We start from the raw sequence: 17272 nt of genomic DNA on the forward strand, positions 1-17272 counted from the left end.
ATAGAGACAAGCCCAAGTAAGCTGACACCATAAATCTTCTTTTTTTATCATTTATCTCAAACTTCAAGCTAAAACCTTAATAAGGTCGCACCTAATTCCTAAAATTATTATATATTTATTGATTCACATATTTTAAAAACACAGATTCACATTTAGATGACAGATAAAGAACAATTCATGAAAGAAGCGGTTAACGCTGCCCTTAAAGGAATGAACAATAATGAAGGTGGACCATTTGGTTGCGTTGTTGTTAAAGACGGAAAAATTGTAGGACGCGGCAACAACAAGGTCACCTCTACTAACGATCCAACAGCACATGCCGAAGTTACAGCCATTAGAGATGCTTGTAAAAATTTAGATTCTTTCCAATTGGACGGTTGCGAAATTTATACCTCTTGCGAACCGTGCCCAATGTGCTTAGGAGCCATTTACTGGGCACGACCAGACAAGGTTTATTACGGTAGTAATCAAGTAGATGCTGCGAATATTGGCTTTGATGACGAATTTATTTATAAAGAAATTCCATTACCATACTCAGAACGTAGTATTCCTTTTGAACAATTGGCAAGAGAAGTGGCTTTAGAACCTTTTCAGGAATGGACTAAGAAACTTGATAAGACTGAGTATTAGTAAATAAAATTATTTTGTGGCATTATAAAAGTAAATTAATAAGCGAAGGAATTATTAAATTTCAAATTCATGAAAATGACAAAATTATCAATTTCAAAGATTGGATTTTCCTTATTCAAAACTCTTCCGAATTTATTGAATTCTTCATTGAACTATTAAGAAATTGTGAATTCGATGCATATTATTGGGAAGTTAAGCCGATTGATAAGAAAAGTATATGTGAAAAGTTTGAATTTGTTCTAATTTTTTCTTCACATCTCAATTCTTTAAAATCAAATATCACTCCTTTTGAAAAATATTTTCAAAATAATTCAGAAGTTGTTAGTTTTAATAATTTACGTGGTGATGCTAAACTAATAGTTCCTACTAAAATATCTGATATAGAAAATTACACACATATAGCCATATTCATTTGTAAAGCTCCTCAACATCAAATAATAAAGTTTTGGAAAAAAGTAGCTCAAGAATATTCAAAAATAATTGGCACTGAAAAAAAATGGTTGAGTACTGCTGGTTTAGGAGTTCATTGGCTACATGTTAGATTAGACTCTAAGCCAAAATATTATAAATATAAAGAATACAAATTGATAACATAACAAAGAACTAGACCATTGATCACCTTCATCCTAAATAACAAAACCATTAAAACGTCAGAACATTCAGGCACAACTTTACTGGATTTTGTACGTTACGAGCAACGCCTTACAGGAACCAAAATTGGTTGTCGCGAAGGTGACTGTGGAGCTTGCACACTTTTAGTTGGCACATTAACCAACGATATTATGGAATACCAAAGTATCACCTCGTGCATTTCACCATTAGGTAATGCGCATGGCAAACATATTGTAACGGTTGAAGGCACAAATCTAAAAGGCAAACTAACCACAGCTCAAGAAGCCATGAAATCAAATTACGCGACGCAATGCGGATTTTGCACACCAGGTTTCGTCGTCGCTTTAACAGGTTTTGCATTATCGAATTCTGAAAACAATTACGAGAATGCACTAAATGCCATTAGCGGCAATATTTGTAGATGCACTGGTTATAAAGCCATTGAAAAAGCCGCTCACCAAGTGGTTGAAAAACTAGAGCATCAAGAAAAAAATTCTTTTAAATGGTTAATTGACAATGGATTTATTCCAGAGTATTTTGAAAGCATTCCACAACGTTTAAAAGACATCGAAGGAAAATATCTAAATCAACCCAAAGGAAAATATGTTTCTGGAGGTACCGATTTATACGTCCAAAAAGCAGATCACTTAGCAGATAATGACGTGCATCTAATTGCTGAGAAAGATTATCTAAAAGGCATTACCATTGAAAACGGAATTTGTACCATTGGAACCAACTCAACAGTTTCAGATTTATGGAATCATATAGAATTAAATAACAGGTTACCACACTTAAAAAAGTATTTAAAACTAGTATCATCTGAGCAAATTAGAAACATGGCTTCCTTAGGCGGAAACTTAGTGAATGCCTCACCAATTGGTGATATGACCATTTTCTTTTTAGCGTTGAATAGTGAAATCACAATTTCAAACGAAAATCAAAAAGAACGAACTCGCAAGCTTAAAAATTTCTACCAAGGATACAAAACCTTCGATTTAAAAGAAGGCGAACTTCTAAAAGACATCACCTTTAAATTACCAACAGAACAGTCATTTTTCAATTTTGAAAAAGTGTGTAAACGCACCCATTTAGATATTGCAAGTGTCAATTCTGCCATTCAGTTGTCTGTTGAAAACGACACCATTTCAGAAGCTCACGTTTCAATTGGTGGTGTTGCTGCTATTCCAAAGTATTTACATGAAACTTCCGCTTTTTTAGTAGGGAAACCACTGACTTTAGAAACAATATTGAAAGCTAACGAGATACTTCAAAAAGAAATCAGTCCAATTAGCGATGTTAGAGGCACAACAGATTACAAACGCTTGCTTGCTAGACAATTGTTTTTCGCGCATTTCACGGAGTTGTTTCCAAAGTATTTCACCTTAAACGATTTTATTCAACATGCATAAGAACAAAGAAAATAAAGTCTTAGATACGAAGTTAGATGCGGTTTCAAAATCATTAAAACGCAGCATTAAAAACTTAGATTCTTACACACATGTTAGAGGTGAATCTCTATATGTTGATGATGTTAATATTAGACAAGGTACCTTTCACGCCGTGGTTTTTGACTCACCAAAAGCTCACGGAAAAATTAAAAGTATTGATTACTCAAAAGCGGAATCATTAGATGGTGTGGAACGTATTTTTACGTATAAAGATGTTCCTGGTAAAAACGAAATTGGCGGCATTATTCCAGACGAACCTTTATTTGCAGAACACGAGGTCGATTTTTGGGGCATGCCAATTGCGCTAATTGTAGCAGAATCAGAATTTATTGCCAGAAAAGCTCGAGATTTAATCGAGATTGAAATTGAAGATTTACCAGTCATCACCACAGCAAAAGAAGCAAAAGCAAAAGGCAGCTTTATTAATGCACCACGTTCTTTTAGTTTAGGCGATACAGAAAAAGCATTTCAAGATTGTGAGTACGTTTTTGAAGGCGAAACCTTTTCCAACGGTCAAGAACATTTATATATTGAAGCGCAAGGTGCTTACGCAGAACCTTTAGAAAATGGCAATATAAAAGTGACGTCTTCTACACAAGGACCAACTTCTGTACAGAAAACAATTGCTCAAGTTTTAGGTATTGCAATGCATAAAATTGAAGTTGATGTCACACGACTTGGTGGCGGATTTGGTGGCAAGGAAGACCAAGCGACACCTTGGGCTGTGATGGCTGCATTGGCAACGTATCATTTAAATCAATCGGTAAAATTGATACTGAATCGTCATGATGATTTACGCATGACAGGTAAACGTCATCCTTATGAAAGCACTTATAAAATTGGACTTTCTAAAGACTTAAAAATCCTAGCCTACCAAACTGAATTTTTACAAAATTCTGGAGCAGCAGCAGATTTATCGCCAGCCATTGCAGAGCGTACCTTATTTCATGCCACCAACAGTTATTATGTACCAAATGTAACAACCAAAGTATTGAGTTGTAAAACCAACTTACCACCAAATACAGCCTTTAGAGGTTTTGGTGGACCACAAGGTATGTTTGTTATTGAGTCTGCGATTGCAAAAGCTGCTTCTGAAATTGGAGTTTCTGCCAGACAAATTCAAGAAGCCAATTTGTTAGATGAAAATGACACGTTTTCGTATGGACAAATAGCTAAAAAAGTAGAAGCTAAAAACACATGGAATTCTGCTAAAAACATATTTAATAGTGAAGTTTTAGAACAAGAGGTTTCAGACTTCAACAAAAACAATACAGCGTTTAAAAAAGGGGTATCGTTTATGCCCATTACTTTTGGTATTTCGTTTACCAATACACCAATGAATCATGCACGTGCTTTGGTTCATATTTATTTAGATGGAAGTATTGGCATTAGTACTGCTGCTGTAGAAATGGGACAAGGAGTAAACACAAAAATGATGCAAATTGCGGCTGATGTTTTCTCGGTTTCCATAGAACACATTAAGATTGAAACTACCAACACCACTAGAGTTGCCAACACCTCACCTTCTGCTGCGAGTTCTACAGCCGATTTAAATGGAAAGGCTACTCTAATGGCATGTAATGCTTTATTGGAACGTCTCAAAAACGTGGCAGCTGCCTACTTAAAAGTGACACCTGAAGCCATTGTATTAAAAGACGAATTCGTTTACATGAATAATGAAAAAACAGAAGTGGAATGGAAGCATCTGATAAGCATGGCCATGTTAGAGCGGGTTGCTTTAACCGAAAATGCACATTACGCCACACCAGAAATTCACTTTGATAAAACTAAAGAAAAAGGACATCCTTTTGCCTATCATGTTTATGGTACAGCGATTACTACGACAACCATAGATTGTACACGTGGGACTTACGAATTTGACTCTGTAAAAATCGTTCATGATTATGGCAAAAGCATGAGTGAAGGTATAGATTTAGGTCAGGTTGAAGGTGCATTAATTCAAGGTATGGGTTGGATGACTATGGAAGAAATTGCTTATAATGATGAAGGCAAATTACTCTCGAACGCGCTTTCCACTTACAAAATACCAGATATTTTTTCTGTACCAAAAAGCGTGGAAGTGATTCCTGTGGAAACCAAAGGACATGAATTAGCTATTTTAAAATCAAAAGCCGTTGGCGAACCGCCTTTAATGTATGGCATTGGTGCTTATTTTGCACTTCAAAATGCCATAAAAGCCTTTAATTCCAACTATGATTTAAAGTTTCACGCTCCAATGACTCCTGAAAAAGTCTTAATGAGTTTATACAGTTAAAAAGCCATGGAAGAATGTCTTATATATAGTAAGCGATGCTTTTTAGATGATGTATTTAAAGAAGCTACAATTCATGTAAAACATGGGAAAATTCATCGTATAAACGCAGGATATCATCAAGTTGAAAACATTCCGTTTTTAGACTATCAGAACCTTATCGTTATGCCTGGCATTATTGATGCGCACGTGCATATTAATGAACCTGGACGCGAAGATTGGGAAGGTTTTGATACAGCCACAAAAGCGGCAGCTATTGGAGGTGTCACTACGCTAATTGAAATGCCATTAAATGCAAGTCCAGTTACTACAAACATCAAATCATTTAAATTAAAACAAGACGCTTCTAAAGGTAAGCTTCATGTGAATTGCGGATTTTATGGTGGTGTTATTCCAACAAATAAAAAGGATATAGAAGATTTAATAAAAGCAGGTGTTTTTGGAATTAAAGGTTTTCTATCCCATTCGGGAATTGATGAATTTCCTAATGTTTCAAAACTAGATTTGGAAGCTATTGCGCCTATTCTAAAACAATATGACACCCCTTTATTGCTTCATTGTGAATTAACTGACGAGGCTATTCCTGAAGTGACAAATCCTAAAAGTTATCAAGAGTATTTAGAATCAAGACCTCAACATTGGGAAACTAATGCTATTGATTTAGCTTTAGAGCTTCAAAAAGCCTTTGATATTAAAGTGCATATTGTTCATCTTTCGGCTTCAGAAGGTATTGAGCGGATTAAACAGCGCAAAAAAGAAACCAATAAACTGACTGTAGAAACCTGTCCGCATTATTTATATTTTAATGCCGAAACCATTCCGGATGAGTCACCCATTTTCAAATGTGCTCCACCCATTAGAGAAAAAGCTAATAATGACCAACTTTGGGACTTTTTATTAGACGATGGTTTTAACTTTTTAGCCTCAGACCACTCACCTGCTCCACCTGAACGTAAACAATTAGAAAGTGGAGATTTCTTTAAAGCTTGGGGAGGCATATCAGGATTGCAGTTTACACTTCCTATATTGTTTTCTGAAGGTAAAAAAAGAGGATTACCAACAGAAAAACTCATTTCATTGCTAACAAAGAAACCAGCAGAATTTTTAGGAATTAATGATAAAAAAGGTGCTTTAATCGCAGGCTTTGATGCTGATATTACAGTTTGGGATGACACTTTAGAAATTCCTATTTTAGAAGGCACCATACAACACAAGCATAAAGCAACACCATATATGAATGAAAAGCTCATTGGAAAAGTAATGCATACATTTGTGAATGGTGTTCAAGTAGTTGAAGACTCAAAATTAAAGACGCTTCAACAAGGACAATTACTACTTAAGAGGATATATGATTAAAATATTAATATTATTAACTTGGCTTACTATTTTTATAATTATAGTTGCTGGCACCTACAAAATTCAGAATCTCATCAGTGATTTTAAAGCTAAAGGCAAGGATGAAAAAGCAGAAGTCTTACAAACATCTCAAAATTGGTTTTACGCTTTAATTGTTATCGCTTCTATATGTGGTATTGGTGTTTTATATCTTTTTTTGAAAGGCACTATTTACGAAAGTCATTTTTTTGAATGGCTAAATTTAACGGTTCGCTTAATTCACATCACTTTCGGAATTGCTTGGATTGGAGCTTCATTCTATTTTGTGTTTTTAGAGAATGCCTTAAACAGAACTGAAAATGTAAGAGATGAATTAGCAGGTAACCTTTGGGCCGTTCATGGTGGTGGATTTTACTATGTAGAAAAATACAAATTAGCACCAAAAAAAATCCCGAAGCATCTGCATTGGTTTAAATATGAAGCTTATTTTACTTGGCTTTCTGGGTTTTGTCTGCTTTCAATAGTCTATTATTTTAATGCCAGCTCTTACTTAATAGACCCTGAAGTTTTAGATATTTTGCCTTCAACAGCTATCGCCATTAGTGTAGCTTCTTTAATAATTGGTTGGATTTTATATGACCAAATTTGCAAACGCTTAAGCAACAATAAAGTCGTTTTTACCATGGCAATAACAGTTTTGATGTTTTTATTTGCTTGGTTTTATGCTCAAGTTTTTAGTGGTAGAGCGGCTTATATTCACTTTGGTGCTTTTTTAGGAACTTTAATGGCTGCCAATGTATTTTTCATTATAATTCCTGGGCAAAAACGGATGGTCGCTGCTGCAAAGAAAGGCTTGCTTCCAGATCCTGCAGATGGAAAAGCAGCTGGATTACGATCGTACACTAATAATTATTTTACACTTCCTGTGTTGTTTGTGATGATTAGCAATCATTTTCCGAGTACGTTTGGAAATGCCTACCAATGGATTGTTCTTATTGGTATTACTCTGGGTACAGCAGGAGTAAAACACTATCTCAATTTACGTGAAAAAGGACAGCTTTCTATTTGGGTAATGCCAATTTCTGTATTACTTTTATTTGGGATGGCATTTATGACGGCACCTACACCTCCAAAATATGAAAACTGCCAAGAAATGGTTTCGTTTATAGATGTTCAAACTATTATTAACAATAGATGTACAGTTTGCCATTCTTCAAATCCAACAGATGCTGTATGGAAAGTTGCACCAAATGGCGTGAAATATGATACGGCTGAACAGATTTATAATTTAAAAGATAAAATTTTTCAACGCGTCGTAGTAAGTAAAAACATGCCTTTTAATAATAATCAAACAGGAATGACCCAGGAAGAACGCGATATGATTAATTGTTGGATCAATCAAGGAGCACCAAAATAAAGCATATGATAACAATAGACCAACTTAATTCACTTTCTAATGAGGAAGCATTTTCTAAATTAGAGCAATGCTGTGTTTCCAAAACTTGGGTGAATGGTATGCTTGCAAGTAGACCTTTTGCAACGGAAAGTGAATTGATCACAAAAGCCGCATCAATATGGTATAACGATTGTGCTTTAGACGATTTTAAAGAAGCCTTTACTGGCCATCCAAAAATTGGAAATATAGAAAGTTTAAAAGCCAAATTCGCTCATACCGCAAATTGGGCAGGAAACGAACAAGCTAAAGTTGCAGAAGCCAATACAGATACTATTGAAGCCTTAGCAAAAGCCAATGATGCATACGAAGCTAAATTCGGTTATATTTTTATAGTGAGCGCTAGTGGAAAATCGGCTGAAGAAATGTTAGCGATTATCAATTGTAGGTTGAATCATGACGAAGCCGATGAAATTTATGTTGCTATGAATGAGCAGCATAAAATTACCGTCATTCGATTAGTAAAACTCATTGAAAATCTTGCTAAAAACGCAGATTTAAGTAGTCATTTAACCACGCATGCTTTAGATACTTCTTTAGGAATTCCTGCAAAACATATGCTGATAACACTAAAAGGTTTACGTAACAATCAATGGAAACCAATGAGTGTTGGCATTACAAATAACGATGGTCGGATTTCAGATGTGTTGCCTCCTGGTCAACTTTTAACACCTGGACATTACACGATGCTCTTTGACACAGCAAACTATTTTAAAAATAGTAATCAAAAAGGATTTTATCCTGAAGTTTCAATTCAATTTGAAGTGACAGATACAAACCATTATCACGTACCATTATTAATTAACCCTTATGGTTATTCAACATATAAAGGAAGTTAATTAGTCACACTAAATAAAAACATTAATTTAAAATACAATATTATGGCATATACATTTAATCCACCAAAGCGTTACTTAATGGGTCCTGGACCATCCGATGCACACCCTAGAGTTCTAAAAGCTATGGCATCTCCTTTAATTGGTCATTTAGATCCACATTTTGTAACCATGATGGATCAAGTTAAGGATATGGTTCAAAAAACCTTTTTAACGCAAAACAATCTAACATTTGTAGTTTCAGCACCTGGAAGTGCAGGCATGGAAACCTGTTTAGCCAATTTATTAGAACCAGGTGACGAATGTATTATTTGCATCAATGGTGTGTTTGGTGGACGTATGGCAGAAATCGCAGAACGTTGTGGTGCTACAGTTCACAAAGTAATGACTCCTTGGGGAAAAGTCACTTCTGAGCAACAAATAAAAGACGCTTTAAAAGACTGCCCGAAACCAAAATTGGTAGCATTAGTGCATGCTGAAACCTCAACTGGTGCTTTACAACCCTTAGAAGAGATTAGTAAACTTGTGCATGATGTTGATTCACTTTTAGTCGTTGATGCTGTAACCTCTTATTGTGGTGTACCCTTAAAAGTTGATGAATGGGGAATTGATGCTATTTACACAGGATCACAAAAAAACTTAAGTGCGCCTCCTGGATTATCTCCTGTAAGTTTTTCTCCAAGAGCAGTTGAAGTTCTTGAAAATAGAAAGACCAAAGTTCAAAGTTGGTTTTTAGACTTAAATCTCGTTAAAAATTATTGGGCTGGAGCTAAAAGAGCGTATCATCATACAGCTCCTGTTTCTGCTGTTTTTGCTTTACATGAAGCATTAAATTTAGTCATGGAAGAAGGCTTAGAAAACCGATGGAAAAGACATTATGAGGTGCACGATTATTTACAACAAGAATTAGAAGCTCTTGGCTTTAAATATTTAGTGGACAAAGCACATCGTTTACCTAACTTAAATTCTGTTTATTTACCAGAAAGCGTAACAGATGAAGCTACTTTAAGAACCAAATTATTAACTGACTTTAATATTGAAGTTGGTGGTGGACTTGGTGATTTTGCAGGTAAAATTTGGCGTATCGGAATTATGGGTGAAAGTTGTACGCATAACCATGTAAATATGCTAATAGGTGCTTTGAAAGAAATACTTTAGTAACATATGTTGTCATAATGAGCGCAATTGAAAATGAATTCTAGATTTTTAATTGCGCTCAAACTGACATTTTGGATTGTTTTTTAGCTAGCAACGTCCTTTAACGTTAAAGCTAACGTTTGCACTCCTTTATCTATTTCTTCAGGTGAACTGTATTCATCTGGACGATGACTTACTCCATCTTTACTAGGAATAAAAATCATGGTAGTTGGAAACAATTGTGCCATAAACAAAGAATCATGATAAGCATGACTCGTCATCACTTTCGTTGAATACCCTAAACCTTTGGCTGCTTTTTCCGCTGTATGCACTAAGTTCTCATCACAAGTGGCAGGAGGATCGCAATTCAATAATTCTATTGAATATTTAATATGTCGCTTCTCGCAAATTTCAGCGATTTCATGTTTTAAATCTGCAAGAGCTTTGTCTCTCGTTTCAATATTTGTATCCCGTAAATCTATTTCTAAGTATGCTTCTTTGGGAATACTATTGACTGCACGTGGAAGAATATCAAAAATTCCGGTCGTGGCCACAGTATCTTCACTTTTAGAATCTTTTGCAATGCGTTCAACAGCCATCATAATTTCAGCTCCTGCGACACCAGCATCTTTTCTAATCGGCATTAACACAGCTCCTGCATGACCACCTTCGCCTATCAATTTTACAATCAACGTACTTGGCGCAGCAATTTTATCTACTATACCAATATCTAAGTTTTCTTTTTCTAAACGTGGCCCCTGTTCAATATGTAATTCTACAAAGGCGTGGTAGTAATCTTCAGACAGTTTCACATCATTTAAATCGCCTTTAAATCCAGCTGCTTCTCTGATATCATTAAAAAAACCACCTTCTTTATCTTTAAGCTTTAAGGCTTGTTCGGGTGTTAATTGTCCAGACATCATTCTGCTTCCCAAACAACCAATGGCAAAACGTGTTGGTTCTTCTGCCGTAAACAACACCAATTCTATAGAGCGTTTTGGTTTATAATCTATACTTTTCAAATACCTAATAGCTTCCAAACCACCAAAAACACCAACGGTTCCATCATATTGTCCAGATAATGGAATAGCATCGATATGAGAACCAGTACCCACAGCTGCTAATTCTGGTGCTGTGCCTTCCCAACGCGCATACGTATTTCCTATGGCATCTACTCTAACTTTTAAGCCAATCTCTTCACACATGCCTATAAAATAATCACGCGCGTTTAAATCTTCTTGCGTATATAAAACTCTGGTCACCGATGGAAATTCGCTTGATGAAAAGCGCGCTAAAGTATCGAGTTCTTGGTGTATTCTATTCATAGTTATTTATATTGTTGTTGGAAATCGGTTCACATTTTTATAATAAATATAGACGGCTGGTTCTGTTCCTAAAGCACCAAACCATTGTGGACAATAGGGTGCCATCCAAATGCTATCTCCTTTTTTAATAGGATACCATTTATCTGCTAATCGGTAAATCCCTTGACCTTCTAAATAAATTAAGCCATGCTCCATAATGTGCGTTTCAACAAATGGAAGATTGGCTCCAGGATTATAGGTGAAAATATTAACAGCCATATCCCAAGACAAATTATCTTGTTCTGGCAATAAGTTTTGCATCAACAAATTAGGATCATCACAATAGATGTTTTGTTTAATTTTTGAATCGGAATTAATTATAATTTCTGGAACAGGAAAGCCTTCTAACGGTTCATAAACCTTATGAAAGGTTAATAGTTTAGTGCCTGCTTCAGCCTTAGAAAACAAATAATCTTTTCCTACTGGTATATAAACATAAGATCCCTTTTTGAGATTTTCGTTTTGATTTTCAACGGTTACGTCGCATGAACCTTCTAAAACATAAAAGAAAATTTGTGAGTCTTTAGTTCTGCCTTTCAATTGTCCTGAGGCCTCCATGGTTATTAAAAGCTGACAAAAATTGGCTCCCATAGCTTCGTTAATTACCACATTAACTTCGCAATTATCCCAACCAGGAACTTTACTATTTACAAATCCATCGCCTGTAATCACGGCATGATCAGATTCTACAACTGACCTTGATAAGGCTGTTAGTTTTATTTTACTCATAACTATTTTAATTAAATTCTTTAATTAGTTCGTCCAAAAATTGATCTGAAACTTTTAGAGCGACTTCTATATCTTCTGGGCTCGCATATTCTTCTGGATTATGGCTAATTCCATCTGTACAACGCACAAATAACATAGAAACTGGTGCTACTTTGGATATCATAACCGCATCATGACCTGCTCCACTTGTGATTTCTATGGATTTATCAATGCCCACTTTTTTAATACTTTTTCTAAGCACGTCTTTTAAATGATTATCACAAATCACAGCCGGATTCATTTGCATGACTTTCCAACTCAGTTTGATATTTCTTTTTTTAGAAATTTCTATAGCTTTATGTTGAAGTTGGTCTTGTATTTCGATTAAAAAGTCGGAATCCGCACTTCTGATATCCAGACTATGACACACAAAAGCAGGAATAACATTAGATGTATTAGACAACATATTCATTTTTCCGACAGTGCCTACCAATTTCTCTTGATGCTTTTGCCCAGTTTTTTCTACTTCTAAAATAAACTCTGAAGCTGCACAAAGCGCGTCATCTCTTAAATACATTGGTGAGGTGCCAGCGTGTGCACTTATACCTTCCCAAGTGACTTCTACTCTAATTTGGCTCGCAATATTACTAACTAAGCAAATTGGTAAATTTTCTTTACAAAGCACAGGCCCTTGTTCTATATGAATTTCATAATAACCTAACCAGTCTCCTTCAGGAATTTTATCATTAGAAATGGCTTCTACATTTCCGTAATATGTTTCTATGGCTTCAGATAACGTCACGTTGCAATCATCTGTTCTTAGCAACCAATCCGTATCAAAATTACCAGCCAAAACACTACTTCCTAGATAAGCGGTATTAAAACGTGAACCTTCTTCATCCGAAAAACAAGCAATATTTAAATGAAAAGGTAATTCTGTGTTGTTTTCTTTTAATCGTTGTGCTATTTCAATTCCGAGTATAATCCCTAAAGGACCATCAAAATTTCCGGCGTTATAAACCGTATCGTAATGCGAACCAATAACAAAGTGTTTTGCATTTTGTTGGTTGCTTTTCAACACACCTCTTACATTGCCTAAACTATCACAAAACACAAGCAAACCTGCTGCTTCCATCCAAGTCATTAATAGGTTCTTGGCTTCATTATGTGCAGGTGTTCCAAAAAAGCGAGATAAACACTTATCGTCATCGCTGATTAAGGACAATTGCTCTAATCGTTTTGTAATTCGTTCTGTTCTGTTATTCATTTAGGTCTGAGAGATTCAATTTATAAAAATACTGTTATTCAAAATAGATACAAACTAAAATGCAGATTTCTTGGAAGGGCTTTTTTATGCTTCAATGACAATTAATTTTGGTAAACGTTAACCTCATCATAGCGTAACTAATGAGATGGTATGATGTAGAAAGGTTTAATTATAACCTTGTAGGTATAAATCGACTTTTCACATCTACAAGGTTGCGGAAATCTTACAAGACTAATTCAGGTTTTCTAGGTTTACTTTTGTTAGAATCCGATATTCTGTGATTGAATAGTGCTTCACAATGACTTCAACCAAATAATTTCTAACTACAAGAATGAGATGCCTGTTTTTATCAGTTAAACAATTAGGAATCAATCTCTCTGCAGACCAATGCAAACCTTCATTCCTTAATTCAAGTTTTCCAAGTTCATCTATAATGAGATATGTCGTCTTAGTTTCGGAATCCGCAGAAATTAAAAATTCATTCGCTTTATCAAAAGCAGATTTCAAAAATTTAAAGTTTCCTATTTTAATAATATCTTCAGTGTCGAGTTCCGTTTCAAGTTCAAATTCATTCTTAGATTTAACCTCTAGAAAATAACGTCTTCCTTCGGCATTATCTGGACATAACAAACCATCGACATCATTTCGGTTCTTACACCACTCCGATAAAGCTGTTGTTTTACCAGATCGAATTTCACCTGTAAGAATATAAATCATTCCGAAGGCACTTTAAAATGAATACAATTAGAAATGCCATTGGCCATAAAATATTTGAACCGTGTATACCCTTTGAGGTGTTTTGTATCTTTCCAAGTATATGAAATTATCTGTCGGAAATAAGGAAACAAATCCATCGCATTACTAATATCCTCTTGATATTTAGACTCCTTTTTTCGAAGAAACTTCTGAACTACTTTCAATAAGAAAGGGCCAATCACGACATACCAAAGCATTAAAATTAAGAAGCTTCGCAAGACAATATAAATGGCTTTTTCCCATCCAAAAAGTGGACCTCCAAATATTGAAAAAGCTAAAACTATAATCGCAATCGTAACCAGCCAAACCCAAATGACTTTAGTTTTAAAGGCTACTTTTTTCTTGTGATTCTCAGAGGTTGCAGAATCTAATTCTAGGTAAAAGTCCGCTTCGGTTTTATTGGCAATAATTCCAATGACATTTTTAATAAAGACTCCTGCCAAAACACCACAAACCCCATAGATTAATAAATATAATGTCACTAAAAATGATGTTGTTGATGTGCTAAACATAAAATTAAGTTTACTCTGCACCCAAGCACCATAAATATTAACGGCCTCCCATAATTCTGTACCATATACAATGGTCAGTATTATTAATTTCTGAAGCGCAGACTCTAGAAATGTCACCATTCCTAAGACCATTAAAGTAATGCCTTTCCATGAAAAGTTAGAAAATAAAACGGCTCCGAGAATAGCTTGAAAACTCACTGCAACATAAGCTCCGAAAGGTGAATATGGACTCACGGCCATTTTTATAATTAACACAATCACCAAGGCTTTTAAGATGGCTTGCCATTTATTTACGGCATAATAGGCTATCAAACTAATCAGTAAAATAGAGACACCACCCACAATTAATCCTGTGAATGGAGAATTAAACACGTGTAAAAAACCACCTAAACCCGACTCGTTTAAAGCCCAAAGTGCAGTTAGTTTTTCTATAATGGATTTATTGTTTTTCATGCATACTTCCCGTAAAAACGGGCATCTCTTTTAATTCTCAACGGTGTCTTTATAATGCACTTGAAGCAATTGAGCCACCACGCTAATCGCAATTTCCTTTGGTGTATCTCCTCCAATGTCTAAACCTATTGGACACACCACATTTGTCATTCCTTCAGGAATATGCATCTCATTAATCAACATATTATTGAATCTTACTTTTTTTGTTTTGCTTCCTATTAGTCCTAAAAATTTAGTTTCGTTTTGTAATGCCATTGTTATAATATCAAAATCAATAGCATGATTGTGAGTCAACACTAAAACATAACAATTAGATCCCCATTTTACAGCATCTTTAAACGATTTAAAATCGGTTTCAGTGGCTTGATGCGTGGTTACAATGCTGTCTAATTCTAGATTAGAAAACCAATCTTCGCGTGAATCTATAAGGTTCACTTTAAAAGGTGTATCGACTAATAATTTTGTGATTTCAACACCGATATGTCCTGCTCCAAATAAAAATAATTCTGGTGATTGATTCATAGGTTCTATAATAAATTCCACTTTTCCACCACAACATTGTTCAAATTCGGGTCCCAAAGTATAAGTCGATTCAATAATTCTATTCTCTTTTAAAGCAACGATAGCCTCGTCTATGGCTTTAAATTCAAGTTTCCCTCCTCCTATCGTTCCATGGATTTCTTTACCCTCAGTCACGAGCATACGCGAACCCACCACACAAGGAGTTGACCCTAAACACTTGGACACCGTTATAAAGGCAACAGGTATTTGCTTTTGTTTAAATTCAAAAAGTAATTCAATCCAGTTTTGCATTTCTAATAAAAAAGAGAATTTAAAAGTAAGGTTTTTTTGATATAAATGGTATTATCTTCTAAAACTAGAGTCAAACCTTTTAATAGCAATCAAACTTTTAAAATTTTCTGTAATCTTTAGGATTTAACTTCGACATAAGATTGTATATTGATTTTTTTAATCAAAATACAACTATATGTCAAAACCATATTACGATGCTGCGGATTTACGCAAATTTGGAAAAATCACAGAATGGAGTGAAGAATTAGGAACAAAATTCTTCGATTATTACGCAAAAGTATTTGAAGAAGGCGCTTTAACTGCTCGTGAAAAATCACTCATAGCTTTAGCTGTAGCGCATACAGAACAATGTCCATATTGTATTGATGCCTATACAAAAGACACATTACAACGTGGCATTACTAAAGAGCAAATGATGGAAGCCATACATGTTGGTGCAGCCATAAAAAGCGGCGCCACTTTAGTACATGGTGTACAAATGATGAATAAAGTCAACAAATTAGACGGTTAAGATAAAAACCTCAACCGCATTAATTTCGTAAGAATTACAAACAAGAGAAACGATTAATGGCAACAAAGTCCCTAAAAAAACTCGGAAACGATTTAGCGCAAAGCAATAAACAAATAGAAATACTCTCTAATGGTATCTTTAAAAGTGGTGAATTACCAACCTTTAAAGATAAGATTTCAGAAACGAGTCAATTTCCAATTAAAGCTAAAAAACTAGAAATTCTACAGATTAATGTTGGCTACATGTGTAATCAAGTTTGCGACCATTGCCATGTAGATGCTGGTCCGGATCGAAAAGAAATAATGACCAGAGATACCATGAGACAATGTCTTGAAGTCATAAAAAACTCAGGTGCGCACACGCTAGATTTAACTGGTGGCGCACCAGAAATGAATCCTGATTTTAGATGGTTTGTAGAAGAAGCTGCCAAAGTGGGAATTAAAGATTTCATCGTGCGTTCTAACCTTACCATTATTAGAGCAAACAAAAAATATTATGACTTGCCAGAATTCTTTAAAAAACACAATGTACATGTGGTAAGTTCTATGCCACACTGGACACGTGGAAAAACGGATAAACAACGTGGTGATGGTGTTTTTGATAAATCTATAAAAGCCCTACAAGAATTAAATGCCGTGGGTTACGGAATGCCAGGAAGTGATCTAAAACTAGATTTAGTTTACAATCCGTCTGGAGCTTTTTTACCAGGTGATCAAGTTGCAATGGAAAAGGATTTCAAAAAGGCATTGATGGACGATTTTGGAATTGAATTCCATAATCTATTTGCGATTACAAATTTACCTATCGCACGATTCTTAGATTATTTAATTGCTTCAGAAAATTACGAAGATTATATGTATTCTTTAGTGGAAGCTTATAATCCGGCTGCTGTAGAAAATGTGATGTGTACCAACACCTTATCAATTAGTTGGGATGGGTATTTATTTGATTGTGATTTTAATCAGATGCTAGAGTTACCCGTAAATAGCAAATCGAGACATATTTCAGAATTTAACGAAGAATTATTAGAAGGAAGAAACATCGTTATTTCTCAACATTGCTATGGTTGTACTGCTGGAGCAGGAAGTAGTTGTCAAGGTGTTGTAGCATAAACAAATTCCTGCCAAATCAGGAATCTCAGACTTAAACAAATTAAGATTCCTGC

At 35.0% G+C, this 17272-nt stretch carries 16 protein-coding genes; 10 read left to right on the forward strand and 6 right to left on the reverse strand.

The window, feature by feature from the left end; all coding sequences use genetic code 11:
* Window positions 1-156: 156 nt before the first annotated feature.
* Genes HM992_RS00825 through HM992_RS00860 form a run of 8 tightly spaced genes read left to right on the forward strand, consistent with a single transcriptional unit; the run spans window position 157 to window position 9744 of the window.
* A complete protein-coding gene (locus HM992_RS00825; RefSeq protein WP_179318177.1) occupies window positions 157-630 on the forward strand; it encodes a nucleoside deaminase in 474 nt (157 codons plus the stop codon).
* A 14-nt stretch (window positions 631-644) separates the two neighbouring features.
* A complete protein-coding gene (locus HM992_RS00830) occupies window positions 645-1226 on the forward strand; it encodes a DUF6940 family protein (RefSeq protein WP_179318179.1) in 582 nt (193 codons plus the stop codon).
* Window positions 1227-1241: 15 nt separating this feature from the next.
* Window positions 1242-2651, forward strand: a complete 1410-nt coding sequence (locus tag HM992_RS00835) for an FAD binding domain-containing protein (protein WP_179318181.1) — start codon at window positions 1242-1244, stop codon at window positions 2649-2651.
* A complete protein-coding gene (locus HM992_RS00840) occupies window positions 2644-4965 on the forward strand; it encodes a xanthine dehydrogenase molybdopterin binding subunit (protein WP_179318183.1) in 2322 nt (773 codons plus the stop codon). Before HM992_RS00835 ends, HM992_RS00840 begins: the two co-directional genes overlap by 8 nt.
* 6 nt (window positions 4966-4971) lie before the next feature.
* Window positions 4972-6318, forward strand: coding sequence for an allantoinase AllB (gene allB, locus HM992_RS00845; protein WP_179318185.1), 1347 nt, complete (start codon window positions 4972-4974; stop codon window positions 6316-6318).
* Window positions 6311-7714: a urate hydroxylase PuuD gene (locus tag HM992_RS00850; RefSeq protein WP_179318187.1), complete on the forward strand. Its 1404-nt coding sequence runs from the start codon at window positions 6311-6313 to the stop codon at window positions 7712-7714. Before allB ends, HM992_RS00850 begins: the two co-directional genes overlap by 8 nt.
* A gap of 5 nt (window positions 7715-7719) precedes the next feature.
* Window positions 7720-8589 carry a 2-oxo-4-hydroxy-4-carboxy-5-ureidoimidazoline decarboxylase gene (gene uraD / locus HM992_RS19785; RefSeq protein WP_229720423.1) on the forward strand — a complete coding sequence of 290 codons (870 nt, stop codon included), beginning with the start codon at window positions 7720-7722 and terminating at the stop codon, window positions 8587-8589.
* 42 nt (window positions 8590-8631) lie between these two features.
* Window positions 8632-9744, forward strand: a complete 1113-nt coding sequence (locus HM992_RS00860) for a pyridoxal-phosphate-dependent aminotransferase family protein (RefSeq protein WP_195806591.1) — start codon at window positions 8632-8634, stop codon at window positions 9742-9744.
* 83 nt (window positions 9745-9827) lie between these two features.
* Here the strand turns inward: HM992_RS00860 and HM992_RS00865 are convergent, their stop codons facing one another.
* From HM992_RS00865 to xdhC, 6 genes are all read right to left on the reverse strand, one after another.
* Complete coding sequence (locus HM992_RS00865; RefSeq protein ID WP_179318189.1) at window positions 9828-11048, reverse strand: M20 family metallo-hydrolase; 1221 nt, start codon at window positions 11046-11048, stop codon at window positions 9828-9830.
* A gap of 6 nt (window positions 11049-11054) precedes the next feature.
* Window positions 11055-11816 (reverse strand): (S)-ureidoglycine aminohydrolase, encoded by a 762-nt coding sequence (allE, locus tag HM992_RS00870; RefSeq protein WP_195806592.1) that lies wholly within the window; start codon window positions 11814-11816, stop codon window positions 11055-11057.
* 7 nt (window positions 11817-11823) lie between these two features.
* Window positions 11824-13062, reverse strand: coding sequence for a M20 family metallo-hydrolase (locus tag HM992_RS00875; RefSeq protein ID WP_179318190.1), 1239 nt, complete (start codon window positions 13060-13062; stop codon window positions 11824-11826).
* 231 nt (window positions 13063-13293) lie between these two features.
* Window positions 13294-13779, reverse strand: coding sequence for a nucleoside-triphosphatase (locus HM992_RS00880; RefSeq protein ID WP_179318192.1), 486 nt, complete (start codon window positions 13777-13779; stop codon window positions 13294-13296).
* Window positions 13776-14783: a hypothetical protein gene (locus HM992_RS00885; protein ID WP_179318194.1), complete on the reverse strand. Its 1008-nt coding sequence runs from the start codon at window positions 14781-14783 to the stop codon at window positions 13776-13778. The genes HM992_RS00880 and HM992_RS00885 overlap by 4 nt, the downstream gene beginning before the upstream one ends.
* A 30-nt stretch (window positions 14784-14813) precedes the next feature.
* Complete coding sequence (gene xdhC, locus HM992_RS00890; protein WP_179318196.1) at window positions 14814-15596, reverse strand: xanthine dehydrogenase accessory protein XdhC; 783 nt, start codon at window positions 15594-15596, stop codon at window positions 14814-14816.
* 175 nt (window positions 15597-15771) lie between these two features.
* On the opposite strand from xdhC, the gene HM992_RS00895 reads away from it, so the two are divergent.
* A complete protein-coding gene (locus HM992_RS00895; RefSeq protein ID WP_179318198.1) occupies window positions 15772-16107 on the forward strand; it encodes an arsenosugar biosynthesis-associated peroxidase-like protein in 336 nt (111 codons plus the stop codon).
* A gap of 56 nt (window positions 16108-16163) precedes the next feature.
* On the forward strand, window positions 16164-17219 hold the full coding sequence (arsS, locus tag HM992_RS00900; protein WP_179318200.1) for an arsenosugar biosynthesis radical SAM (seleno)protein ArsS: 1056 nt from the start codon (window positions 16164-16166) through the stop codon (window positions 17217-17219).
* Window positions 17220-17272 lie beyond the last annotated feature (53 nt).

It is taken from the genome of Winogradskyella helgolandensis (genome assembly GCF_013404085.1).
GTDB lineage: Bacteria > Bacteroidota > Bacteroidia > Flavobacteriales > Flavobacteriaceae > Winogradskyella > Winogradskyella helgolandensis.

Excerpts from the sequence above, each read along its gene's own strand:
- HM992_RS00825 (WP_179318177.1), top strand. The coding sequence starts at position 157 with ATGACAGATAAAGAACAATTCATGAAAGAAGCGGTTAACGCTGCCCTT.
- HM992_RS00840 (WP_179318183.1), top strand. The coding sequence starts at position 2,644 with ATGCATAAGAACAAAGAAAATAAAGTCTTAGATACGAAGTTAGATGCG.
- allB (WP_179318185.1), top strand. The coding sequence starts at position 4,972 with ATGGAAGAATGTCTTATATATAGTAAGCGATGCTTTTTAGATGATGTA.
- HM992_RS00850 (WP_179318187.1), top strand. The coding sequence starts at position 6,311 with ATGATTAAAATATTAATATTATTAACTTGGCTTACTATTTTTATAATT.
- uraD (WP_229720423.1), top strand. The coding sequence starts at position 7,720 with ATGATAACAATAGACCAACTTAATTCACTTTCTAATGAGGAAGCATTT.
- HM992_RS00860 (WP_195806591.1), top strand. The coding sequence starts at position 8,632 with ATGGCATATACATTTAATCCACCAAAGCGTTACTTAATGGGTCCTGGA.
- HM992_RS00865 (WP_179318189.1), bottom strand. The coding sequence starts at position 11,048 with ATGAATAGAATACACCAAGAACTCGATACTTTAGCGCGCTTTTCATCA.
- allE (WP_195806592.1), bottom strand. The coding sequence starts at position 11,816 with ATGAGTAAAATAAAACTAACAGCCTTATCAAGGTCAGTTGTAGAATCT.
- HM992_RS00875 (WP_179318190.1), bottom strand. The coding sequence starts at position 13,062 with ATGAATAACAGAACAGAACGAATTACAAAACGATTAGAGCAATTGTCC.
- HM992_RS00880 (WP_179318192.1), bottom strand. The coding sequence starts at position 13,779 with ATGATTTATATTCTTACAGGTGAAATTCGATCTGGTAAAACAACAGCT.
- HM992_RS00885 (WP_179318194.1), bottom strand. The coding sequence starts at position 14,783 with ATGAAAAACAATAAATCCATTATAGAAAAACTAACTGCACTTTGGGCT.
- xdhC (WP_179318196.1), bottom strand. The coding sequence starts at position 15,596 with ATGCAAAACTGGATTGAATTACTTTTTGAATTTAAACAAAAGCAAATA.
- HM992_RS00895 (WP_179318198.1), top strand. The coding sequence starts at position 15,772 with ATGTCAAAACCATATTACGATGCTGCGGATTTACGCAAATTTGGAAAA.
- arsS (WP_179318200.1), top strand. The coding sequence starts at position 16,164 with ATGGCAACAAAGTCCCTAAAAAAACTCGGAAACGATTTAGCGCAAAGC.